The following is a 22154-nucleotide window of genomic DNA, read 5'->3' as shown; positions in this document are numbered from 1 at the left end:
CAGCGCATCGCGAACATCGTCAGTTCCGTGCCGGCGCGAGCGCGCCATTCGCCTGCATCAGGCTCGTGCGCACCGCCGGCATCCCCGACGTCACCGCGCCGCCGGCCGGAATCGTCCCGGACGGCGACGCGCCGACCGGCGGCGCCAGCGCGACGCCGCCCAGCGAATTACCGTAGGCGACGATGTCGGCGGCCGGGCAGTTGTTCGTCAGCAGCGACACCGGCGTGCCGGCGATCGACGCAAGTGTCGTGTCGGCCACCGCGAAATGGCAGACGTTCCCCAACGCCCGGAAGCCGGCATAGCCCGAGCCCGATACGCGGTTGCCCTTCACGACGACATACGACACCGTCCCCGACCAGGTATCGAGCTCGATCGCGGCCTGCTGGGTCGGCTGCAGGCCATTGTTCGCATTCGTGCCGTCCTGAATCGCGCTGACGACGTTGTTCTCGATCACCACGTCCGACACGCCGTAGGTGTTCCAGCCATCCTCCTGCGCGATCAGGATGCCGGCCGCCTTCTGAACGCCGCTGACGGTGTTGTTCGAAATCGTCACGGTCCGCCCGCCGACCACGGAGATGCCGCGCCCCCAGTAGTTGCCCGACACCGTATTCCCGTCGATCAGCACGTTGGCGTTGAGACGGCCGTCGCCCTGATAGCTGACGACGGCGATCATGTCGTCGCCGGTGTCCTTCACCGTGTTGCCGCGCACCAGCACGTTGGTCGAGCCATAGGTGGTGTGGATGCCGTCGGCCAGCGTCGCCTGCACGGTGTTGCCCACGATCGCCACGTTGCTGCCGCCGAATATGAAGATCCCTGCGCTGGCGCCCCCCTGGATCGTCACGCCGAGCACCTGGACGCCGGTGCCCGTCACCTCGACCTTCGTCGATGCGGGCGTCGTCAGCCGCGTCGTACCCGTGCCGACCAGCGTGACGCCGACGAGCGTCGAACCGCTGCCGCTCATCACGATGGTCTGATCGGTCGGGTTGGTCGCGACCAGCGTCGCGCCATAGCCCGAGATCACGACGTTCGTTCTGGACACCGTCAGCGACCGGCCGACGACGTAGCGTCCCGGCGCGAGCACGAGGTGCTGGCCCGGCTGCAATGCATCGAACGCGGCCTGCAGCGCGTCGGCCTGGTCGCCGCCGTTCGCCGTCGGCTGGACGGTCACGGTCGGAAGACCCTGCGCACTGCGCGACGGATGCGCATGACGCGTGCCGCCCGGCGTGTAGGCGGCCGCCGGCGATGCGGCAAAACATGCGGTGCAGATCAGGCAGACGGCCGTACTCGGACCGACCCCTCGAAACGATTTTTTCATGGTTGTTCTCTCACGCCCGTTCGCCCGCGACGACCAGCCAACGGCTGACGCTCGCAAGGCGTTCGAGCAACGGCGATCGTACGATCGCGTGGCACACGCACCGTACCATCCCGACTGCGACATTCATTTGCTCCGCCGATACGGCGGAGCAACGGCAACGAAGCGCCGTCGCGTGGCCGCGATCGACACCCGGTCGCCTGTTCGCCCGCCGGCGCCCATGCGTGTCCCCCGAGGAAAGGCGGCCCGATTCCGACGCGCCGGCACCGCGTGGCCGGAATCGAACCCGTCAACAGGAACTGCGTTCCCGAGCGCACCGGACGCCGGCTGACCCCCAACCCTGCCGGTTCTTTCCCGCCGCTCATCAACCAGTCTATTTCGCGCGCACCGTTCGACAATCCGACATTGGCCGCGCGACGTCGTAAGACCGCCCGTCCGGCTGCCCGGGCCGTCATCGACCTTGGTCGCGGGCAGTCCGGCACCGTCGCCTGCGCCGGCCGGGAAGGCCCGCCACGACACCGCAATCGCACCAGTTCACGCCGCCTGCCGTCCTGCATTACCATCGGGCGTTCGCCGCGCCTGCCCGCCTCCGGCAGGCAAACCCCGTCACCTTCCGCTCCCGCTCCGATGCTCGCTCTCGTCATCCTCGCCGGCCTCTGGGCCGGACTGCAGAACACCCTCGCCGGCGGCGGCTCGTTCGTCACGCTGCCCGCGCTGATCGTGTCGGGCATGTCGCCGCTCGCGGCGAACATCACGTCGACGGTCGCGCTGTTTCCCGCGCAGGTCACGACCGGCTGGGCGAGCCGCAACATGGTGCGCGGCGTCGGCAAGCTGTCGTTTCGCGCGATGTTCTTCATCAGCGTGGTCGGCGGTGCGCTCGGCGGGCTGCTGTTGCTGAAAACGCCTTCGTCGATCTTCTCGCGCCTCGTGCCGTGGCTCGTGCTGTTCGCGACGATCGTGTTCGCGTGGGGCAGTTTTTTCCGCAAGCCGAGCGAAGGCTCGGCCCACCTCGGCACCGTCCCCGCCGCGCTCTCGCAGTTCATGATCGCGATCTACGGCGGCTACTTCGGCGGCGGGCTCGGCTTCCTGATGATGGCCGTGCTGACGATGGCCGGCCTGTCGCCGCGCCACGCGATGTCGACGAAGAACGCGCTCGCGGGCGTGATGAACGCATCGGCCGTCGTGCTGTTCCTGACATCGCCGCACCTGCACTGGGGCAAGGCGCTCGCGCTCGGCGGCGGCGCAATCGTCGGCGGGCTGCTCGGCACGTGGGCGCTGCATCGCGTGAACGAACGCGTGCTGCGGATCGGGATCGTCTGCATCGGCGCGGTGCTGACCGTCGGGCTGTTCGTCAAGCCGATCTGACGCGAACGCGTCGCGCGTGCCATTCGTGCCATTCGTGCCACTGACGCCACTCGCGCCGCACCGGCAGCCATTCCGGGGCCATGACGGCACGGACATAGACGCGATATCCGATCGGTTATGAAGTCCGCCGCGCAAGGCCGCTCGCGCGGCTCCGGATATCCGCTCGATTGACGACCGAAATATCGCTACGTATACATCGGGTCACGATATCCCCACCGGCAGCCCGCATGTCCCGATACGTCATCGACGCGCATCTTCTGAAGATCCTTCACACGCTCATCACCGAATCGAGCGTCTCGCGAACCGCCGAGTTGCTCGGACAATCGCAACCAACCATCAGCGTCGCGTTGCGCCGGCTGCGCGCGATCACCGGCGATCCGCTGCTGGTGCGAAGCGGCAGCCGGATGGTGCCGACCAGTCACGCGATGACGCTCGTCGAGCCGCTCGACCAGGCGCTCGCCGGCATCGCCGCCGTGCTGAACCCGGCCAGCACGTTCGATCCCGCCACGACGCACCGCACCTTCCGGATCGGCTCCCCCGACTATCTCGACGTGTTCTTCCTGCCCGCGATCGTCGACGCGTTCAAGCACGAGGCGCCGGGCGCGCGTATCGAGTTCCAGCACCTGATGACCGTGGACGGCGGATACGAACACGCGCTGGAAAGCGGCTCGCTCGACCTGGCGGTCGGCAACTGGAGCACGCCACCGCAGCAACTGCATCTGCAGCCGCTGTGTCGCGACGATCTCGTGTGCGTGATGCGGGACGACCATCGAATCCGGCGCGGCCAGCTCACCGCGGACGTCTACCGCGAAGCCGACCATCTCGGCGTGACGACCCATCACGCGACCGGGCTCGGCACCATCGACCGGGAACTCGCGCGCGGCGGCCTGTCGAGAAACGTCACGACGACGATGCCCTATTTCGGCATGGCGCCTTACGTGCTGATGCGCTCGAACCTGTTGTTCACGACGACGCGCACGCTCGCGACGCACTTCTGCAGCCTGCTGCCGTTGCGCATCGAACCGATTCCGTGCGAGCCGCAGGCGTTGACCTACTACCAGCTCTGGCACGACCGCACGCATCGCAGCGCGGCCGCCGTCTGGTTGCGGCGCCTCGTGTCCGGCGTCGCGAAGAAACTGGTGCCGGAAATCGCGCGCCGCCCGCATTGAAACGCAAAAAAGCCGCGAGCCAAGGCTCGCGGCAATGAACGGACGGCCCCGCATGCAGCGTGCGGGTCGCGTCCGCGACAGGAGTCGGTCAGCAAGGAAGCTGCCTGTCGATGGCGCATCTGGAAAGGCGCCATGTCGGGATCGACGCGGGCCGCAGGCTATTTCGCTGCGTCACCGGCCATCGTCTTCAGCAGCGCGGCTTTTTCCGCCGTTGCCGCATCGAGCAGTGCGAAACCCGTGATGCGCCCGGAATCGGGATCGGCGCAGAGCGCACGCGTCGCGCGCGGCGCGTCACCCACGCCCACCTCCGTAGTCCAGCGGCCTCCACTGTCCGCCGCGACGACCACAGCGGGGATCGCCGGCGTCTTGACGACGATCGGCATCACCGGAAACGCCACGCGTGTCGGCGTGCCGTGCAGGCACTGCGCGAGTGCGCGTGCCGCGTGCATGATCGGCAACACATACGGCCGCACCCGCCCTTCGATCGCCGCGCAGTCGCCGAGCGCGAAGATGTCCGGTGCGCTCGTGCGGCACCACGCGTCGGTCACGATGCCGTCCGCGACGTCGAGCCCCGCGTCCCGCGCCAGTGCCACTCTCGGCACGAGCCCGATCGCCGATATCACGAGGTCGGCCTCGAGGTGCCCGCCGTCCGTCAGCGCGAGCCGGTACCCGCGTGCGAGACGCGCGATCGAGCGCACGCCCGTGCCGAGCCGCAGATGCACGCCCGCGTCGCTCAGCGCATGTCCGAACACGCGGCCGGCCTCCGTCGGCAGCAGTCGCGACAGCGGCGCGTCGGCGGGGTCGATCACGGTCACGGTCAGCCCCGCCGCGACCAGGTCGTTCGCGAACTCGCAACCGATCAGCCCCGCGCCGAGCAGCGCGACCGAGCGGCAGTCGCGCAGCCCGCCGCGAAACCGCGCATAGTCGGCCAGGTCGTTGATCGACAGCACGTCGGCCGCGCCGTCGCCTTCGCAGGGCACGCGCCGCGCGTCGGCACCGGTCGCCAGGACGAGCGCGCGATAACGCTGCGTACTCCCGTCGTCGAGCACGATCTCATGTTCGTCGGCGCAGATCCGCCGCACCGCGCAGTGTGTCCGGATGGTTGCGCGCAGCTGTTCCGCCATCGTCCGCGCATCGGACATCGCGAGCTGCTCGGGCGTCTTGCGTTGCGCGAGCGCGTTCGACAGCGCCGGCTTCGAATAGAAGCTGCCGTCGTCGCGGCTGATCATCACGAGCGGCGTGTCGCCGTCGAGCTTGCGCCATTCGCGTGCAACCGTATAACCCGCGAGGCCCGTGCCGACGATGACGACCGGATCGCCGCGGCTGCCAGACGTTTCGTTCGTGCTCATGCCACCACCACCTGCATGTCGAAATCGTGCTTGCCGGTCGCGCAGTCCGGACACATCCAGTCGTCCGGCACGTCTTCCCAGCGCGTGCCGGCCGCGATCCCGTGCTGCGGCAGGCCTTCGGCCTCGTCGTATCGAAACCCGCAGATCACGCATTCCCAGATCTTCATCATGGCTCCCGTGCGCCGCTCAGCGCGCATAAGACTGACCGAGCCCGATCTCGCCGAGCGCGCGCCGGTATGCACCGGACGAGCGATCGGCCAGGATCGGCGCTTCGTGCGAACGGTCGATCGGCAAGTCCTCCGGGCACTGCTGCTCGACGATCTCGCGATCTTCCTCGAATACCTGGCGATTGAATTCATAGACGTCGTCGAGCGGCAGGTCGTGATCGAAGTTGCGCGCGATCGGCACGAACAGGCGCGTCAGGCGGGCGGAAACCGGGCTGGCCGCGTTCAGGATCGCGAGCCGGCCGCCTTCCGGAAAATGCACGGTGAGGCGCGCGAAGAACGGCACGTCGACTTCGAACACGCGCCGCCACAGAAAGCCCTCGGGTGCGCGATGCTGCATCGACTTCGGGAAGTTGCTGACCGTGCTCACATATTCCGCATGCAGGCCGTTCTCGCGCCGCTCCACCGAGTATTGCGGCACGACCGGATTGCGGCGGTCGGCAAAGCTCTCGTGATGAATCCATGCGAAGTGCGCGACGTCGATGAAGCCTTCCGTCTGCCGGCCGGCCGACGCGCGAATGTCGATCGACGGCGGCAGGATCTGCTGGAAGCCTTCCGCATTCCACGCGGGGAAATCCGGCAGCGGCAGCTCGCCGCCGCCCAGCGACACCCATACGAGCCCGTAGGCCTGCTGCGCCGCATAGGTGGTCAGGCACAGGCGCTCCGGAATCGGGCCGTCGGGCTGCGACGGAATGCGCACGCACTTGCCGTCCGCCGCGTATTCGAGGCCGTGATACGGGCACACGAGCCGATCTTCGACCACCCAGCCGCGGCTCAGCGGCGCGCCGCGGTGCGGACATACGTCCCGTGCCGCGACGATGGCGCCGCCGGACCGGAACAGCACGATGCGTTCGTCGAGCAGCGTCACGGCAAGCGGACGATCGCCCACCTCGGTCGCGAACGCGACCGGATGCCAGTAGCGGCTCAGGATTTCCCAATCGCGCACGTCGAACGTGCAATGGCGGGGCGGAACCGGCGCGCGTGACCGAGTCAACGGCACGACCTGGGTATGCGTCATTCGTGTCTCCATGAAGCGTTGTCGTCGACGCGGCGATCGTCGAACTTGAAGACGTTGCCGCGTGGAAACAACGATATCGGGAGACCGGCGCCGCTCCCATCGCCGCGCCGTCATGTAGTTCATGCCGACGCGGGCATGGACGAACCGGCAATTGATGAGCAAACCGCAAGACATCTTTCGCATATCTCGTTTGCGGTGACGGCGGTGTCCGCCCACAATCCGGTGTTGCCGTCGTCATCGCCCTCTCGCGGGCACCGACCGGCACTTCGCAGCCGCCATTCCGATTCACCGCCGGCGGCCCGGCACATCGCGTCACACACGCTCCCTCGACATCGGCGCCCCTTGCGGCGGCAGAACGCCTGCCGCCGCGCTGCCCGATGCGTTCCCGGCCAACGGGCCAACAATAACTAGAGGTAGGAGATGCAGGACAACTCGTTGAGGCAAAGCCTCAAGCAACGGCACATCACGATGATCGCGCTTGGCGGCGTGATCGGCGCGGGCCTGTTCGTCGGCTCCGGCGCCATCATCGCGACCGCGGGCCCCGCTGCGATCCTGTCGTACCTGATCGGCGGCGTGATCGTCACGCTGGTCATGTTCATGCTCGGCGAAATGGCCTCCCGCAATCCCGACAGCGGATCGTTCTCCACCTACGCGAGCAGCTATCTCGGCGAATGGGCCGGCTTCGCGGTCGGCTGGCTGTACTGGTTCAAGTCGATGATGACGATCACCGTCGAGGCGATCCTGCTCGGCGCGATCCTCCACGATTTCCTGCCGTGGCTGCCCGTGTGGGGCGGCGCGCTGTTCATGCTCGTCACGCTGATCGCGAGCAACGCGTACTCGGTGCGCTCGTTCGGTGAAGCCGAATACTGGCTGTCGTTCGCGAAGGTGACGACGATCATCATCTTCATGGCGCTCGGCGCATCGATCCTGCTCGGCTTCCAGCCGCGCATTCCCGCACCGGGGCTCATCAACCTGACGGATCACGGCGGCTTCATGCCGAACGGCATTTCGCCGGTGCTCGCCGGCGTGATGGTCGTGATCTTCTCGCTCGGCGGCAGCGAAATCGCGGCCGTTGCGGCGGGCGAATCCGAGAACCCGAGCAAGAACGTAATCCGCGCGATCAAGAGCGTGATCGTGCGCGTGATGGTGTTCTACGTCGGCTCGGTGTCGATCCTGATCCTGTGCATGCCGTGGACCGACAAGGCCAACCTGAAATCGCCGTACGTGTCGCTGTTCAGCATGGCGGGCTTCACGAGCGCGGCCGTCGCGATGAAGCTCGTGCTGTTCGTGTCGTTCATGTCGGTGATGAACTCGTTCCTGTTCTCGAACTCGCGCATGCTGTTCTCGCTCAGCCAGCGCGGCCACGCGCCCGCGATGTTCGGCCGGACCAACGCGAAAGGCGTGCCGATGAACGCGCTCGTGCTGTGCCTGGCGATCTGCGTGTCGATCCTCGGCATTCACTTCGTGAGCGGCGGCGACCTGTTCCTGATGCTCGCGAAGAGCAGCGGCGCGTTCGTGATGATCGTGTGGATCTTCATCATCGTCGCGCACTTCGCGATGCGCCGGCAGGAGAAGCACGCACCACGCGATCCGCAGGCGTTCCGCGCGTGGTTTTATCCGGTGTCGAACTGGATCGCACTGCTGGCGCTGGTCGCCGTGCTCGGCTCGCAGGCGTTCAACCCGGATTCGCGCTTCCAGTTCTGGTTCACGGTATTGACCGCGCTTGCGATCGTCGCGGCATATTTCGTGCGCCGCAAGCCGGTGCAACTCGGCGATACGGCCGGCGCGAAGGTGCGCTGACCGTTGCCCCGGGCGGGCGAGCGGCGCGCCGGCAGGCCGCCGCTCAGTCGCTCAACTGCTCAGTCGCTCAACTGCTCGGTCGCTCAACTGCTCGGTCGTTCAACTGCTCGGTCGTTCAACTTCTCTGCCGTTCAGCCGAACGGCCGCACGCCGATCAGCCAGCCGTGCAGGAACAGCGCGAAGACGGCCCACACGACGAGCCCGGCCACGATCGCCACGACGTCGCCCGACAGCCTGCCCGCCGGATAGCGCACGCCATCGCGGCGGTCGCGCGCACGCCACACGACGAAATCGACGAGCGCCCACACGAAGAACGCGCCGAACAGCACGACTGCGTGCAGCGTGCCGTTCGCGAGCAGGTGCGCGATCGCCCATACCGCCACGCCGGCCACCATCGGATGGCCGACGAGCGTCTTGATGCGGTTGCCGGGCACGTAGGACGCGGCGATCAGCACGAATGCGATGGCGGTCAGCATGCCGGTGAGGTGGCGTACGCCGACGGGCGACACCCACAGCAGCGTCGCGCCCTGGCGCGCGATGCCGTAACCCCAGATGATCAGCACGAAGCCGATGATCGATGCGATCGCATAGGGGCCCTTCCAGCCTTTCTCGCCGATCCGCTCGATCATCGCTGACCGCCAGCCGTCCGCGACGATCCGGATCGAGTGCACACCGAGGAAGATCGCTAAACCGAGAATCAGGACGAGCATCGGCTATCTCCGTCTGGAATGATGAGTGGGGAAGCATCCCGCGCGACGTACGATGCGCCGTTCGCGGGGCCGGCGGCGAGGCCGGCTCGGGTCGCGCCAGGCACGGATGCAACCCGCGCCGATCATAAACGCCGAGGCCGCTGTTGTGAAGCATGGGGGATGTGCGGTGCGGCACGAGCTTGACGGATTCGTGACTGTGCGCCCCGGCCGCCCTTGCGCTAGCGGGCGCACGTCGAATGGATCGCCGGGCGACGGCGGGCCGACCCAAGCGGATAAATCGCGCGGCTTTCGCGTCGCGCGACCGGCACTATGGTTGCTTGCGCTTCGCCGGGGATTTCGCTGCCGGTTTCGACGTCGGATTGGTGGTTCGCTTCGATGCCGGCTTGGGTTCCTGCGCAGGCGCGGGCTTTGGCGACGCTTTCGATGCTGGTTTGGTGGCTCGCTTCGATGCCGGCTTGGGTTCCTGCGCAGGCGCTGCTTTAAGCGGCACTGCCGATACCGGCTTGGCGGTTCGCTTCGATGTCGACTTCGCTTCCTGCACGGGCGCAGGCTTTGGCGACGCTTTTGATGCCGGTTTGGTGGCTCGCTTCGACGCCGGCTTGGCGTCTTGAACCGGCGCCGCTTTCAGCGGCACTGTCGATGCCGGCTTGGCGATTCGCTTCGATGCCGGCTTGGCTTCCTGCGCGGGCGCAGGCTTTGGCGACGCTTTCGATGCCGGTTTGGTGGCTCGCTTCGACGCCGGCTTGCCGTCTTGAACCGGCGCCGCTTTCAGCGCCACTGTCGATGCCGGCTTGGCGGTTCGCCTCGATGTGGACTTCGCTTCCTGCGCGGGCGCAGGCTTTGGCGACGCTTTCGATGCCGGTTTGGTGGCTCGCTTCGACGCCGGCCTGGCGTATTGAACCGGCGCCGCTTTCAGCGGCACTGTCGACGCCGGCTTGGCGACTCGCTTCGATACCGGCTTGGGTTCCTGCGCAGGTACCGGCTTCGCTTTGCGTACCGCCCTCGCCTTCCGCTTCGGCGGCCCCGCCAGCAACGCCGCGCGATACGCGCTGCGGCACCAGTCGAACAGCGCGCCTGCGTCCTCGAGCACGTCGGCCGGCGCTTCGTAATAGCCGTCGAGCGAAACCGTGCGCGTGGGCCGCTCGTACGAGAATGGCCCCATCCCCGCCGCGACGAACGCCGGACGGTTCACGTCATCCACACGCAGGAACAGCGACCCGCGCGACATGAAGCCGAACATCACGCCGTCGAGCCGCATCGCCGCACCGCTGAAGAACCGCACGACCGTCACGTTGCCGAGCGGCGCGAGCTGATACGCGATCTCCTCGCCGTGCGCCTTTTCCGATTGCCAGCTCATGCGGATGCCGTGCAGCGCTGCGTCCACGCGTCAAGCTCGGCTTCGTCGAAGCCGACCGCCGCCGCGCTCTCGCGAATCTGCCGCCACGTCGCGCGATCGACCGGAATGCCGCCGGCACCGCGCGCCACGCGGCTCGCCTCTTCCGGCTCGCCCGGCACCTGCACCGGCGCGTCGCCGGCCTGCGGCGACGCCTTCGCCCATGCGACGAACGCATCGGCTTCGCGCTCCGCGTCGGCCGCCTCGAATGCGTTCGGATCGATCAGCACCGACAGCATCCCGTTGACGATCGCGCTCGTCTTCTGCAGCGTGTCGCCGTAGGTCGTATGCCCGCCGACGAGCGCGCCGCCGAAAATCTCGCACATCGCCGCCAGCGCGTACCCCTTGTGCAGCCCGAACGGCAGCAGCGCACCGAACGGCTGCTCGTGCATCACGGCCGGATCGTCGGTCGGCTGGCCGCGATGGTCGATCAGCGACCCGGCCGGCACGCGCTTGCCCTGGTTGTACGCGACGCGCGTCTTGCCGTACGCGATTGCGCTCGTCGCGAAATCGAGCAGCAGCGGCGGCTGGCCCGCACGCGGATACGCGGCGCAGAACGGGTTCGTGCCGAAGCGCGGATCGGTGCCGTGCAGCGGCGCGACCAGCAGGTCGCCCGGCACGTTGACGAAATGGAACGACACGAGCCCCGAGCGCGCGCATTGCTCGGCCCAGTGCCCGATACGGCCGAGATGATGCACGTCGCGCAGCCCGATCGCACAGATGCCCATGCGCCGCGCTCGGTCGATCCCTTCGACCATCGCCTCGAACGCGATCACCTGGCCGAAGCCGCGCCCGCCGTCGATCGTCAGCACCGCACCGCCATCGCGGACGATCGACGCGTGCCCGTTCAACTGCAACTGCCCTTCCCGCCACGACGCGACGTAGTTCGGGATCATCCCGATCCCGTGCGAATCGTGGCCCGCGAGATTCGCGCCGACCAGGTGATCGGCGACGAGCGTTGCCTCGCGCTCGCTGCTGCCGGCCCGTTCCCAGAGTGCCGCGACGAATGCATGCAGCGGTTCGGCGCGCATGCGCAGCGGTTCGGTATCGGGCGTCGGCAGTGCGGTCATCGGCAAGGTTCCGTCAGGTCGGGTCGGACAGTTGTCAGCGCCAGGCGCCAAGCGCCAGGCGATCAGCGCGCGGTTGCGATCACGTCCGCGACCGCCGCCGTCAGCTTCTTCGCGTACGGCACGTGCAGGAACTCGTTCGGACCGTGCGCGTTCGACTTCGGCCCGAGCACGCCGCACACCATGAACTGCGCGGACGGGAAGCCTTCCTGCAGCACGTTCATCAGCGGGATCGTGCCGCCGAGGCCCATGTACGCGCAGTCGGCGCCGAAGTGGCGGCGCGACGCGGCATCGAGCGACGACGCGAGCCACGGCGCGAGATCCGGCGCGCTCCAGCCGGTCGCGGCACCCGCGTCCGGCTTGAACGTGACCTTCGCGTTGTACGGCGGATCGAGTTCGAGCAATGCCTTCAGCTGCTGCACGGCCTGCGCGGCGTCGACAAGCGGCGGCAGGCGCAGCGACAGCTTGAACGCGGTGCGCGGACGCAGCACGTTGCCCGCATCGGCGAGCGCCGGCAGGCCGGCCGCGCCGGTGACCGACAGCGACGGACGCCACGTCGAATTCAGCAGTGCCTCGCGCGGATCGGCCGTGGTCGGCAGCACCGGCTTGCCGTCCGCGCCGCAGGCCCACGGGAGCCCCTTCCACACGGCGTCGCCGAGAATCGACGCGGCCGCGTCGGCTTCGCGCACGCGGCTGTCGGGAATCTCGCAATGGAACACGCCCGGCAGCAGGTTGCCGTTCTTCGCATCTTCGAGGCGCTCGAACAGCTGGCGCATCACGCGGAAGCTCGACGGCGCGATGCCGCCGAACACGCCCGAGTGCACGCCTTCCTCGAGCACCTCGACCTGCAGGTCGCCGGACACGAGCCCGCGCAGCGACGTGGTGAGCCACATCTGGTCGTAGTTGCCGGCGCCCGAATCGAGACACACGACGAGCGACACCTGGCCGAGCCGGTCGCGCAGCGCGTCGACGTACGGCAGCAGGTCGTAGCTGCCCGATTCCTCGCAGGTTTCGATCAGGCCGACGCAGCGCGGCCGCTCGATACCCTGCTCGTCGAGCGCGCCGAGCGCCGCGAGGCTCGCGTAGATCGCATAGCCGTCGTCCGCGCCGCCGCGGCCGTACAGCTTGCCATTCTCGTACTTCGGCGTCCACGGGCCGAGGTCCGCGCGCCAGCCGTCGAATTCGGGCTGCTTGTCGAGGTGGCCGTACAGCAGGATCGTGTCGGTGCTGCCCGAACGCGTGGCGGGCGATTCGAAGAAGATCACCGGCGTGCGGCCGGGCAGGCGCACGATTTCGAGCTTCAGGCCCTTCACGGGCTGGCGCTCGGCCCACTGCGCGGCATCGGTGACGACGCGCTCGAGATAGCCGCGTTTCGCCCAGTCGGGGTCGAATGCGGGGCTCTTCGCGGGAATCGCGATGTAGTCGGTCAGGGCGTGGAGGATTTCATCGTTCCACTTGCGCTCGATGAAGGTAACGAGCTTGTCATGGTCGAGGACGGGGGTAGTGTCGACGGAGGTCATGGTGGGGGTGCCTGGATCGGGCTGACGAAAACCCAGATGATACGCCGATGCTCCCGCGCCGGCGCCCCCTTCCCGGTGGTTCAGACCGCCTGCGGGAACGCATCGCGCAGCCCCGCCGCGCACGCCAGCGCGTCGCGCCACAGGCGTTGCGTCAGTTCGCCCGCATCCTCTTCGCGCGCCAGCGCCGCCGCCTCGCCCGACCACAGCAGCGAGAAGTCGTCGCGGCCCTGCCGCTCGAACGCGCCGCGCAGCGGATCGACCGCGGCCGTCGCGAGCGGGAACGCCGGCGCGAGCGCGCTCATCGGCCCCTGCTCGCGCATGAAGCGCGTCAGCAGCCCGCGCGCGGGGCGGCCCGTGTACAGGTTGGTCATGCGCGTGCCGTCGTCGCGCGCGGCGCGCACCGCCGCGCGATGCTGCGCCGAGCGGCCGGCTTGCGGCGTCAGCAGGTAGCCCGTGCCGATCTGCACGGCGCGCGCGCCGAGCGCGAACGCTGCCGCGATGCCGCGCCCGTCGGCGATCGCGCCGGCCGCGATCACCGGGGCGCGCACCGCGTCGACGATCTGCGGCAGTAATGCAAACAGGCCCGGTTGCGCATGGATGTCGTCGGTCAGGAACATCCCGCGATGGCCGCCGGCCTCCGCGCCCTGCGCAACGATCGCGTCGACGCCGCGCGCATCGAGCCAGCGCGCTTCCTCGACGGTCGTCGCGGACGACACCACCCGCGCGCCCGTGCGCCGCACGCGGTCGAGCAGCCTGTCGTCCGGCAGCCCGAAATGAAAGCTGACGACGGCCGGCCGCAGCTCCTCGACGACCGCGCACATCGCATCGTCGAACGGCGCGCGGCCGGGGCCGCCCTTCACGCCGGCCGGATCGAGCCCGGCTTCCGCGTAGTAGCCGGCGAGTGCCGCGCGCCAGCGTGCATCGACCTCGGCGTCGGGCGCCGGCGGCGTATGGCAGAAGAAGTTCACGTTGAACGGTGCGGGCGTACGCGCGCGGATCGCCGCGATCTCGTCGCGCAATTGCTGCGGGCCGAGCGCCGCGCATGCGAGCGAGCCGAGCCCGCCGGCTTCGCACACCGCGATCGCGAGCGGGCTCAGCGAACCGACCATCGGGGCCTGGATCAGCGGCAATCGGGAAGGCAGCGTCGTCATCGGAATCGTCCTCGGGGAAGCAGCGGTGGTCGCGCGCGCCGGCGGCGCGCATTTAATGCGCTCGATATTAACCGACAAACTCGAACCCCGATTGCGGCGCGATTTACATCACGAATTGATTTAACCGATTCGGGAAAAGAGATTATCCCCGGAAGCTTCAGCGGCGCGACCTAAGACCTAACCACCCATGACCGAGACCCGAAAAGCTCCCTCAGCCTTACTGCGCGGCCCATTCACTCCCGAATTCAAACACCGATTCACCGGTTTCAATGACATTCATCAATATTAAAGTTATTAAATACCGGCGTTTACCCTTATTAAAAACCACCAAGGCGATAACATGAAAACGTTAAATAAAACGACGATTCATGCCGGAATCGTCAACCGGCGCCACGCCGCGCCACCTCAACCGCAACACGTCTCGTCAAGGAGCGTCGCATGTCCGATGCCAGCTCGTCCTCCTCCCGCTCCGCCGCCCCATCGGCCGCGGCTTCCGCGCCGAAAATCGGCGTCATCCCCGCCACGCTGATGGTCGCGGGCAACATGATGGGCTCCGGCGTCTTCATGCTGCCCGCGAACCTCGCCGCCACCGGCGGCATCGCAATCTTCGGCTGGCTGATCACCGTCGTCGGCGCCGTGTCGCTCGCGCTCGTGTTCGCGAAGCTCGCGGCAATCGACCCGGCCGCCGGCGGCCCGTACGCGTATGCGCGCAAGTCGTTCGGCCCGTACATGGGCTACCAGACCAACCTGATCTACTGGCTCGCGAACGTGCTCGGCAACGTCGGCCTCGCGGTCGCCGGCCTCGGCTACCTCACGCATTTCTTCCCGGTCCTGAAGGACCCGCTCGTGTTCGCGCTCGCGCAGATCTTCGTGATCTGGCTGTTCACGTACGCGAACATCCTCGGGCCGAACGTCGTCGGTCGCGTGCAGTCGGTCACGACGATCTTCGCGCTCGTGCCGATCCTCGGGATGGCCGTGTTCGGCTGGTTCTGGTTCAGCAAGGACGTGTATTTCGCCGGCTGGAACGTGTCGGGCGCGAGCAGCTTCAGCGCGATCGGCGCGACGCTGAACTTCACGCTGTGGGCGTTCATCGGCGTCGAGAGTGCGTCGGTATCGGCCGGCGTCGTCGAGAACCCGTCGCGCAACGTGCCGATCGCGACCGTCGGTGGCGTCGTGCTTGCGGCAGTCTGCTACGTGCTCAGCTCGACCGTGATCATGGGGATGATCCCGAACAAGGCGCTGCTCGCATCGAGCGCGCCGTTCGCGGACGCCGCGCGCCTCGCGCTCGGCAATACTGCCGCGAACGCGGTCGCGATCTGCGCGGCGCTCGGCTGCCTCGGCTCGCTCGCGGGCTGGACGCTGCTGGTCGGCCAGACCGCGAAGGCGGCCGCCGACGACGGGCTGTTCGCCGGCGTGTTCGCCCGCGTGAACTCGAAGAACGTGCCGTCGGCCGGCCTTGCGATCGTCGCACTGATCATGTCGGTGCAGGTGCTCGCGACGATGTCGCCGAGCGCCAGCGAGCAGTTCGGCAAGATCGCGTCGATCGCCGTGATCATGACGCTGCTGCCGTACATCTACTCGTGCATCGCGATCAAGGTGCTCGGCTACGGCAAGATGCCGTCGCACCAGTTCACGTTCTACACGATCGTCGGCCTGGTCGGCGCCGTCTACGCGCTGTGGGCGATGGTCGGCTCCGATGGCCAGCAAACGCGCTGGTCGCTGATCTTCGTCGTCGCGACGATCGTCTTCTACGAACTGTCGATCAACCGCCAGCGCGAGATCGAGGAAACCCATATCCATCCGGGCGGCCGCTCGCCGCGCTGGGTGCGCTATCTCGCGCTCGGCGTGACCATCGCCGCGCTCGCCGCCACTTTCTGGATCTCCGTGGGCCGTCACCAGGCCGACACCCTTCACGCGCGCTCGCCGGCCGTTGCCGCGAGCGTCCAGGCAACCCAGCAAACAGGGGAATAACACATGACCGCTTCCTTGACCCAACCGGCCTTCCGCCGCCTCGGCATGAAGGCGCTGCTCGTGCAGCACGACATCGATGAACGTACCGCCACCGGGCGCGCCGCGACAGCGCTTGCCGAGGAGCTGCGCACGCGGCTCGTCGACGTCGTGATCGCGACATCCGCCGACGATGCCTGCGCGGTGGTCGCCGCCGATCCGGCGATCCAGTGCCTGCTGCTCAACTGGGAACTCGGCAACGATGCCGACCACGCACCCGCGCAGGCCGTGCTCGACGCGATGCGCGCACGCAATGCGACCGTGCCCGTGTTCCTGCTCGCGAGCCGCGCGAGCGCGTCCGCGATTCCGGTCGACGCGATGCGCAAGGCCGACGACTTCATCTGGATGCTGGAGGACACCACCGCGTTCATCGGCGGCCGGATCGTCGCCGCGATCGAACGCTACCGCGAAACCGTGCTGCCGCCGATGTTCCGCGCGCTCGCGAAGTTCTCGCGCGTGTACGAATACTCGTGGCACACGCCCGGCCACACGGGCGGCACCGCGTTCCTGAAATCGCCGGTCGGCCGTGCGTACTTCGAATTCTTCGGCGAATCGCTGTTCCGTTCGGACCTGTCGATCTCGGTCGGCGAACTCGGCTCGCTGCTCGATCACTCGGGCCCGATCGGCGAAAGCGAACGCTATGCGGCGCGCGTGTTCGGCGCGCATCGCACGTATCACGTGACGAACGGCTCGTCGATGTCGAACCGCGTGATCCTGATGGCGAGCGTCACGCGCAACCAGGTCGCGCTGTGCGACCGCAACTGCCACAAGTCGGCCGAGCACGCGATGACAATGTCCGGCGCGATTCCGACCTACCTGATTCCGTCGCGCAACCACTACGGGATCATCGGCCCGATCATGCCCGAGCGGCTGACGGCCGCCGCCGTACGCCTGGCAATCGACGCGAACCCGCTCGTGCGCGGTCGCGACGGCATCGACCCGACACCCGTGCATGCGCTGATCACGAACTCGACGTACGACGGCCTCTGCTACAACGTCGCGCGCGTCGAGGAACTGCTCGGCCAGAGCGTCGATCGATTGCATTTCGACGAGGCGTGGTACGGCTACGCGCGCTTCAACCCGATCTACCGCGACCGTCACGCGATGCACGGCGATCCGTCGCAACACGACGCGAGCAAGCCGACCGTGTTCGCGACGCAGTCGACGCACAAGCTGCTCGCCGCGCTGTCGCAGGCCTCGTTCATCCATGTCCGCGACGGCCGCAACCCGATCGAGCACGCGCGCTTCAACGAGGCGTACATGATGCATGCGTCGACGTCGCCGAACTACGCGATCATCGCGTCGAACGACGTGAGCGCCGCGATGATGGACGGCCCCGGCGGCGAGGCGCTGACGACGGACGCGATCCGCGAGGCCGTCGCGTTCCGCCAGATGCTGGCGCGCCTGCATACGGAATGTGCGGAGAACAACGACTGGTTCTTCAACGGCTGGCAGCCCGATAGCGTCGTCGATCGCAAGACGGGCCGCCGCGTGCGCTTCCACGAAGCGGACGAAACGCTGCTCGCCACCGACCCGTCGTGCTGGGTGCTGCATCCGGGCGACACGTGGCACGGCTTCGGCGATATCGAGGACGACTACTGCATGCTCGACCCGATCAAGGTGTCGATCGTCACGCCGGGTGTCGCCTCGCATGGCGGGCTGATGCCGGTCGGCATTCCGGCGTCGGTCGTCACCGCGTATCTCGACCGGCACGGGATCGTCGTCGAGAAGACGACCGACTTCACGATCCTGTTCCTGTTCTCGCTCGGCGTGACGAAGGGCAAGTGGGGCACGCTCGTCAACACGCTGCTCGACTTCAAGCGCGACTACGATGCGAACGCGCCGCTGGAACAGGCGCTGCCCGAACTCGTCGCGCGCTATCCGGAACGCTACGGCAAGATCGGCCTGCGCGACCTGTGCGACCTGATGTTCAGCTCAATGAGCGACCTGAAGACGACCGAGATGATGTCGCGCGGCTTCTCGACGCTGCCGAAGCCCGACTACAGCCCGGCCGAGGCGTTCGAGCATCTGGTGCACAACGACATCGAGATGCTGGAGCTGTCGGAGATGGAAGGCCGCACTGTCGCGACAGGCGTCGTGCCCTATCCGCCCGGCATTCCGCTGCTGATGCCCGGCGAGAACGCGGGGTCGGCCGACGGCCCGCTGCTCGGCTACCTGAAGGCGCTCGAGCAGTACGACCTGCGCTTCCCGGGCTTCACGCACGACACGCACGGTGTCGAAGTCGAGGATGGCGTGTACCGGATCGCGTGCATCAAGCAGAAGGCAAGCGATAACAACACGCGCTGAGTGCGCAACGCAACGCGATGCCGCGCCGCCAGTCAGCGGCGGGCGTCGCCACTCGCAGCCGGCGTCGGCCGCCCTGGCGGCCGGCCTCTCTCGGTGCTGCGCGATCTTGCGCCGCTGCGGTGTCACTCGAGGGAAACGTCGACAGGAATCGGTACCGCGCTCAAGCGTCCCGCGCGCTTTCGCCACGACTCATCCCGCGCCGGTACGCGGCCGGACTCGTCGCCGCGACACGCCGGAAATGCCGGCGCAGCGATTCCTCGGAACCGAACCCCGCGCGCGCCGCAACCTGCGCAAGCGACAGCGCGGGATGCGCTTCGAGCATGTCCTTCGCGACGTTCACGCGTTCGCGGATCAACCACGCGAGCGGCGACATTCCCGTCGCGTCCGCGAACTGACGCTGCAGCGTACGCGTGCTCATCGCGGCCTGCGCGGCAAGCGACGCGAGCGTGTGCGGCTCGGCCGCGTGCGCACGCATCCAGTCGATCAGCTTCGCGAGCCGGTCGGTGCCGCCCGGCGCGACCGGGCGCGGCACGAACTGCGCCTGCCCGCCGTCGCGATGCGGCGGCAGCACGAGGCGCTGCGCGACGCGGTTCGCGATCGCGCCGCCATGATCGCGACGCACGAGATGCAGCAGCATGTCGAGCCCCGCCGCCGACCCGGCCGATGTGATCACCTGCCCTTCGTCGACATAAAGCGCATCGGGATTCACGCGCAGCGCCGGATAGCGCGCCTGCAGTTTCTCCGCATAGCGCCAGTGGGTCGTCACCGTGAGGCCGTCGAGCACGCCGGCCGCGGCCAGCACGAACACGCCCGAGCAGATCGAGCAAAGCCGCGCGCCGCGGCGATGCGCGGCCCGCAGCTTCTTCAGCAACGGTTCCGGCGGCAGTTCGTCCGGATCGCGCCAGCCGGGAATCACGATGGTGTCCGCGCGATCGAGTGTCGCGAGCCGATACGGCGCGGCGACCGTGATGCCGCCCGCCGCACGCACGGGCCCCGGCTCGCTCGCGCAGACGGCGAAGCGATACCAGTCGACCCCGAGCTCGGGGCGTTCGAGGGCGAACAGTTCGACCACGCAGCCGAATTCGAACGTGCAGAGGCGATCGTAGGCGAGCGCGACGACGAGATGATTGTGCATGGCGCGATGTTACCGGAACTTGTCGATCGCGCCACTGCCGCGAAACGCGCCGAACCGCGATGCTGCCCCTCATTCCACCGCGTTCTGCACAACCTTCAGGAGAACTTGTCCATGTCCTACGTCACCGACGTGCCCGCCGCCGACAGCCCCGCCGCCCTTGCGCATTTCGAGGCGTCGCTGCGATTCGAGACCGATTGCTGGGACGTGCACGACGCGCTCGCATCGGGGGCGCCCGATTTTGTGCTGCTCGACGTGCGCGGCCCCGACTCGTTCGCCGTCGGCCACGTACCCGGCGCGCGCAACCTGCCGCGCCGCAAGATCATCGAGAGCAAGCTCGCCGGCTATCCGGCGAGCACGCTGTTCGTCGTCTATTGCGCGGGGCCGCACTGCAACGGCGCCGCGCGCGCGGCGATCCAGCTCGCGCGTCTCGGCCGGCCGGTCAAGCTGATGATCGGCGGCGTGACGGGCTGGCTCGACGAGGGCTTCACGTTGAGCAACGAAGTGCAGCCGGCGGATGCCGAAGCCGGCTGATCGTCATTAAAAACGCAACAATCAATTGCCTGTCCACGCCCTGCACGCAAACGAAAAAAGCGCGACAATCAGTCCCATTGCAGTTCGGATGGAGCAGCAACATGCAGAACGCAGTCCTGATTCAAGTGGCCGGTTCGGTGGCCGCGATCGCGATCTATTTTCTGCCGGCGGTCATTGCCGACCGGCGTGGCCGGCACGACAAGCTGACGGTCGCGATGTTCAACGCGCTGTTCGGGTGGACCGGCATCGGCTGGCTGATGACGCTGTACTGGGCCTGCCAGCCGAACCCGCGCACCGATGTCGCGCAGACGATCCTCGCGAAGCGCCGCGGTATCAGCATGCGGACCTTCTCGACCGGTCTCGTCGAACGCGTGCAACGCCGCGTCGCCGCCCAGGAGCAGTGGGCGGAGAAGCAAGGCTGCCGTTAAGTCCCTCTTTCCCCTTCACCGTGCCGCGTCGAACTTCGGCATCCTGACGTTGGTCGACGCGCGGTAGTCCCACGCCAGCCCGTCGTGCGGTGCCACACCGCCCGCACGCAGCCACGCCCCGAATGCCCCCGCCGTCACCGCCCGCGCGATCCGCTCGCCCGGGCAACCATGCGGCCCCGTGCCGAAGCCGAAATTCGGCCCGGCCGCGCGGCCAGGCATGAACCGGTGCGGATCGCGATGCACGGCCGGGTCGCGGTTCGCGGCGGCAAGCACGACGAGAATCGCGTCGCCGGCTTCGACGGTCACGCCTTCGATCGTCGTGCGCGATGCGACGAAGCGGCGCGTGTTCTGCACCGGCGAATCGAAGCGCCCGACTTCGGCAACGAATGCGTCGAGCGCAGCATCGTCCGGAACCACACGCGCAGCGCTCGCGCTCGCGTCCCCGCTCCACGCCACCAGCGTATTGCCGAGCCACGCGGCAGTCGCCTCGCAGGTCTGCGACAACAGCCCGACGAGATTCGCGACCAGCCCGCCGCTCGCCTGCCAGCCCGACACGCGGGCCGCCTGCTGCACCGCGGCGACGAGCGTGCCGTCGTGCGCATGCGACTGCGCGACGCGCGCCGTCATCCGGTCGAGCAGTTGCCGCGCGGCGTCGCTCGCGCGGGCCAGCGCCACGGCATCCGACAGCGGCGACAGCGCGGCGACGAAATCGACGACCAGGCCCGCAATATCGTCGAGCTGCGTGTCGTCGAAGCCGAGCAGATCGGCAACCGCGCAAACGGGCACCGTCATGCACCATGCGTTCAGCGCGCCGGCATCGCCCGGCGTCGGCAAGCGCCGCGCGGCAAGCTGCGTGACACGGTCACGCAACGCGACCGTGTCGATCGGCGCGAACGCCGTGCGCAGCGCCTGCTTCGGCACGTCGTGCCGCAGCGCGCCGTCGTTCATGCGCACCAGCTCGCCGAACAACGCGCCGGCCGTCGTGCCGCGCAACGCGGGCGGCACGGGTGCGTCCAGCGGGCGAACCCGGCAGGCCGGATGGCCGAGCACGGCCGTCACGGCGGCCGCGCGGCTCGCGACCCACAGGCCGAGCGTGGCGTCGAACGCGAGCGGCGGCCCGTCGACGAGCGCCGCATAGTAGGGATAGGGATCGCGGTGCGTGACCGCTGCGATGGGATCGGTCGGGTTCATGCAGACAGTATCGGTGCAGCGCACCGCCGCATGTTTCGGGCTGACGTGAAATGTCGCGGTGCGTGCGTTGCGCGTGGTTGCATCGCGACGACAGGTGATTGTCAGGCAGCCGAGCGGTAACGATGCGACTGCATGCGCATGCGTACGCGTCCGGCCGAAATCGCGCGCGGCTCGGGCACCACCGTGTCGTGAGGGAACATTTCCTGCCGGAATTCGCCGTTTTCGTCGAACCATTGGCAGATCAGCCAGTCGCCGTCGTCGAATACGACCGGCCCGGCATAAGTGACGGTCATGCGCGGCCCGCCCGTCTTCAGCGTCACGACATCGCCGACGCGAAACCTGACGCGTTGATTTTCTCGGTTCGTCATCGCTCTCTCAGCATTCTTATATATCGATATTCCCGGTGGTTTACCACCCGTTCATTCGAACGTGCCGCAGATTATCAATCAAAAAACCGGCCGGCAACTCCCGCGTTCA

19 protein-coding genes are annotated in these 22154 nt (G+C 67.9%); 7 read left to right on the top strand and 12 right to left on the bottom strand.

Annotated features, from left to right (window positions below):
* Nucleotides 1-19: 19 nt before the first annotated feature.
* Nucleotides 20-1315, bottom strand: coding sequence for a right-handed parallel beta-helix repeat-containing protein (locus tag BCEP18194_RS26750; RefSeq protein ID WP_011354400.1), 1296 nt, complete (start codon nucleotides 1313-1315; stop codon nucleotides 20-22).
* Between the two features lie 624 nt (nucleotides 1316-1939).
* Here BCEP18194_RS26750 and BCEP18194_RS26745 point away from each other — a divergent pair.
* Both BCEP18194_RS26745 and BCEP18194_RS26740 read left to right on the top strand, forming a co-directional pair.
* A complete protein-coding gene (locus tag BCEP18194_RS26745; protein WP_011354399.1) occupies nucleotides 1940-2677 on the top strand; it encodes a sulfite exporter TauE/SafE family protein in 738 nt (245 codons plus the stop codon).
* Between the two features lie 227 nt (nucleotides 2678-2904).
* Nucleotides 2905-3846 carry a LysR substrate-binding domain-containing protein gene (locus BCEP18194_RS26740; protein WP_011354398.1) on the top strand — a complete coding sequence of 314 codons (942 nt, stop codon included), beginning with the start codon at nucleotides 2905-2907 and terminating at the stop codon, nucleotides 3844-3846.
* A 158-nt stretch (nucleotides 3847-4004) separates the two neighbouring features.
* On the opposite strand, the gene BCEP18194_RS26735 is transcribed toward BCEP18194_RS26740, so the two are convergent.
* Genes BCEP18194_RS26735 through BCEP18194_RS26725 form a run of 3 tightly spaced genes read right to left on the bottom strand, consistent with a single transcriptional unit; the run spans nucleotide 4005 to nucleotide 6437 of the window.
* Nucleotides 4005-5195 carry an NAD(P)/FAD-dependent oxidoreductase gene (locus BCEP18194_RS26735; protein WP_011354397.1) on the bottom strand — a complete coding sequence of 397 codons (1191 nt, stop codon included), beginning with the start codon at nucleotides 5193-5195 and terminating at the stop codon, nucleotides 4005-4007.
* Complete coding sequence (locus BCEP18194_RS26730; protein WP_011354396.1) at nucleotides 5192-5362, bottom strand: rubredoxin; 171 nt, start codon at nucleotides 5360-5362, stop codon at nucleotides 5192-5194. The genes BCEP18194_RS26735 and BCEP18194_RS26730 overlap by 4 nt, the downstream gene beginning before the upstream one ends.
* Nucleotides 5363-5381: 19 nt before the next feature.
* Nucleotides 5382-6437, bottom strand: a complete 1056-nt coding sequence (locus BCEP18194_RS26725) for an aromatic ring-hydroxylating oxygenase subunit alpha (protein WP_011354395.1) — start codon at nucleotides 6435-6437, stop codon at nucleotides 5382-5384.
* Nucleotides 6438-6857: 420 nt separating this feature from the next.
* Here BCEP18194_RS26725 and BCEP18194_RS26720 point away from each other — a divergent pair, with 420 nt between their 5' ends.
* A complete protein-coding gene (locus BCEP18194_RS26720) occupies nucleotides 6858-8237 on the top strand; it encodes an amino acid permease (RefSeq protein WP_011354394.1) in 1380 nt (459 codons plus the stop codon).
* A 131-nt stretch (nucleotides 8238-8368) separates the two neighbouring features.
* Here BCEP18194_RS26720 and BCEP18194_RS26715 read toward each other — a convergent pair whose 3' ends face one another.
* From BCEP18194_RS26715 to BCEP18194_RS26690, 5 genes are all read right to left on the bottom strand, one after another.
* Nucleotides 8369-8947, bottom strand: coding sequence for an NnrU family protein (locus BCEP18194_RS26715; protein ID WP_011354393.1), 579 nt, complete (start codon nucleotides 8945-8947; stop codon nucleotides 8369-8371).
* Nucleotides 8948-9254: 307 nt separating this feature from the next.
* The gene (locus BCEP18194_RS42160; RefSeq protein ID WP_011354392.1) at nucleotides 9255-10304 is read right to left on the bottom strand and encodes a TfoX/Sxy family protein; all 1050 of its coding nucleotides are present in this window, start codon (nucleotides 10302-10304) and stop codon (nucleotides 9255-9257) included.
* Nucleotides 10301-11410 (bottom strand): malate/lactate/ureidoglycolate dehydrogenase, encoded by a 1110-nt coding sequence (locus BCEP18194_RS26700; protein ID WP_011354391.1) that lies wholly within the window; start codon nucleotides 11408-11410, stop codon nucleotides 10301-10303. Before BCEP18194_RS26700 ends, BCEP18194_RS42160 begins: the two co-directional genes overlap by 4 nt.
* 62 nt (nucleotides 11411-11472) lie before the next feature.
* Nucleotides 11473-12927, bottom strand: coding sequence for a M20 family metallopeptidase (locus BCEP18194_RS26695; RefSeq protein WP_011354390.1), 1455 nt, complete (start codon nucleotides 12925-12927; stop codon nucleotides 11473-11475).
* 80 nt (nucleotides 12928-13007) lie between these two features.
* Complete coding sequence (locus BCEP18194_RS26690; protein WP_041493216.1) at nucleotides 13008-14078, bottom strand: NAD(P)H-dependent flavin oxidoreductase; 1071 nt, start codon at nucleotides 14076-14078, stop codon at nucleotides 13008-13010.
* Nucleotides 14079-14516: 438 nt separating this feature from the next.
* On the opposite strand from BCEP18194_RS26690, the gene adiC reads away from it, so the two are divergent.
* Both adiC and BCEP18194_RS26680 read left to right on the top strand, forming a co-directional pair.
* Nucleotides 14517-16049, top strand: a complete 1533-nt coding sequence (adiC, locus tag BCEP18194_RS26685) for an arginine/agmatine antiporter (protein ID WP_011354388.1) — start codon at nucleotides 14517-14519, stop codon at nucleotides 16047-16049.
* A gap of 3 nt (nucleotides 16050-16052) precedes the next feature.
* Nucleotides 16053-18392: an Orn/Lys/Arg decarboxylase N-terminal domain-containing protein gene (locus BCEP18194_RS26680; RefSeq protein ID WP_011354387.1), complete on the top strand. Its 2340-nt coding sequence runs from the start codon at nucleotides 16053-16055 to the stop codon at nucleotides 18390-18392.
* A gap of 160 nt (nucleotides 18393-18552) precedes the next feature.
* On the opposite strand, the gene ftrA is transcribed toward BCEP18194_RS26680, so the two are convergent.
* Entirely contained in the window at nucleotides 18553-19527 is a 975-nt protein-coding gene (gene ftrA / locus BCEP18194_RS26675; RefSeq protein WP_011354386.1) for a transcriptional regulator FtrA, read from the bottom strand.
* Between the two features lie 111 nt (nucleotides 19528-19638).
* Between ftrA and BCEP18194_RS26670 the strand changes: the two genes are divergently transcribed.
* Complete coding sequence (locus BCEP18194_RS26670) at nucleotides 19639-20058, top strand: rhodanese-like domain-containing protein (RefSeq protein WP_011354385.1); 420 nt, start codon at nucleotides 19639-19641, stop codon at nucleotides 20056-20058.
* A gap of 101 nt (nucleotides 20059-20159) precedes the next feature.
* Nucleotides 20160-20486 (top strand): superinfection immunity protein, encoded by a 327-nt coding sequence (locus BCEP18194_RS26665; RefSeq protein WP_011354384.1) that lies wholly within the window; start codon nucleotides 20160-20162, stop codon nucleotides 20484-20486.
* A 15-nt stretch (nucleotides 20487-20501) separates the two neighbouring features.
* On the opposite strand, the gene BCEP18194_RS26660 is transcribed toward BCEP18194_RS26665, so the two are convergent.
* Together BCEP18194_RS26660 and BCEP18194_RS26655 are read right to left on the bottom strand one after the other, a co-directional pair.
* A complete protein-coding gene (locus BCEP18194_RS26660; protein ID WP_011354383.1) occupies nucleotides 20502-21677 on the bottom strand; it encodes a cytochrome P450 in 1176 nt (391 codons plus the stop codon).
* Nucleotides 21678-21778: 101 nt separating this feature from the next.
* Nucleotides 21779-22045 carry a YodC family protein gene (locus tag BCEP18194_RS26655; protein ID WP_011354382.1) on the bottom strand — a complete coding sequence of 89 codons (267 nt, stop codon included), beginning with the start codon at nucleotides 22043-22045 and terminating at the stop codon, nucleotides 21779-21781.
* Nucleotides 22046-22154: the final 109 nt, after the last annotated feature.

This window comes from Burkholderia lata, assembly GCF_000012945.1.
Lineage (GTDB): Bacteria > Pseudomonadota > Gammaproteobacteria > Burkholderiales > Burkholderiaceae > Burkholderia > Burkholderia lata.
Note: the sequence above shows the minus strand (reverse complement) of the source record. Positions and strands in the feature narration are given on the sequence as shown.

Excerpts from the sequence above, each read along its gene's own strand:
- BCEP18194_RS26735 (WP_011354397.1), bottom strand. The coding sequence starts at position 5,195 with ATGAGCACGAACGAAACGTCTGGCAGCCGCGGCGATCCGGTCGTCATC.
- BCEP18194_RS26745 (WP_011354399.1), top strand. The coding sequence starts at position 1,940 with ATGCTCGCTCTCGTCATCCTCGCCGGCCTCTGGGCCGGACTGCAGAAC.
- ftrA (WP_011354386.1), bottom strand. The coding sequence starts at position 19,527 with ATGCACAATCATCTCGTCGTCGCGCTCGCCTACGATCGCCTCTGCACG.
- BCEP18194_RS26660 (WP_011354383.1), bottom strand. The coding sequence starts at position 21,677 with ATGAACCCGACCGATCCCATCGCAGCGGTCACGCACCGCGATCCCTAT.
- adiC (WP_011354388.1), top strand. The coding sequence starts at position 14,517 with ATGTCCGATGCCAGCTCGTCCTCCTCCCGCTCCGCCGCCCCATCGGCC.
- BCEP18194_RS26750 (WP_011354400.1), bottom strand. The coding sequence starts at position 1,315 with ATGAAAAAATCGTTTCGAGGGGTCGGTCCGAGTACGGCCGTCTGCCTG.
- BCEP18194_RS26730 (WP_011354396.1), bottom strand. The coding sequence starts at position 5,362 with ATGAAGATCTGGGAATGCGTGATCTGCGGGTTTCGATACGACGAGGCC.
- BCEP18194_RS26725 (WP_011354395.1), bottom strand. The coding sequence starts at position 6,437 with ATGACGCATACCCAGGTCGTGCCGTTGACTCGGTCACGCGCGCCGGTT.
- BCEP18194_RS26670 (WP_011354385.1), top strand. The coding sequence starts at position 19,639 with ATGTCCTACGTCACCGACGTGCCCGCCGCCGACAGCCCCGCCGCCCTT.
- BCEP18194_RS26655 (WP_011354382.1), bottom strand. The coding sequence starts at position 22,045 with ATGACGAACCGAGAAAATCAACGCGTCAGGTTTCGCGTCGGCGATGTC.
- BCEP18194_RS26690 (WP_041493216.1), bottom strand. The coding sequence starts at position 14,078 with ATGACGACGCTGCCTTCCCGATTGCCGCTGATCCAGGCCCCGATGGTC.
- BCEP18194_RS26695 (WP_011354390.1), bottom strand. The coding sequence starts at position 12,927 with ATGACCTCCGTCGACACTACCCCCGTCCTCGACCATGACAAGCTCGTT.
- BCEP18194_RS26665 (WP_011354384.1), top strand. The coding sequence starts at position 20,160 with ATGCAGAACGCAGTCCTGATTCAAGTGGCCGGTTCGGTGGCCGCGATC.
- BCEP18194_RS42160 (WP_011354392.1), bottom strand. The coding sequence starts at position 10,304 with ATGAGCTGGCAATCGGAAAAGGCGCACGGCGAGGAGATCGCGTATCAG.
- BCEP18194_RS26740 (WP_011354398.1), top strand. The coding sequence starts at position 2,905 with ATGTCCCGATACGTCATCGACGCGCATCTTCTGAAGATCCTTCACACG.
- BCEP18194_RS26700 (WP_011354391.1), bottom strand. The coding sequence starts at position 11,410 with ATGACCGCACTGCCGACGCCCGATACCGAACCGCTGCGCATGCGCGCC.
- BCEP18194_RS26715 (WP_011354393.1), bottom strand. The coding sequence starts at position 8,947 with ATGCTCGTCCTGATTCTCGGTTTAGCGATCTTCCTCGGTGTGCACTCG.
- BCEP18194_RS26680 (WP_011354387.1), top strand. The coding sequence starts at position 16,053 with ATGACCGCTTCCTTGACCCAACCGGCCTTCCGCCGCCTCGGCATGAAG.
- BCEP18194_RS26720 (WP_011354394.1), top strand. The coding sequence starts at position 6,858 with ATGCAGGACAACTCGTTGAGGCAAAGCCTCAAGCAACGGCACATCACG.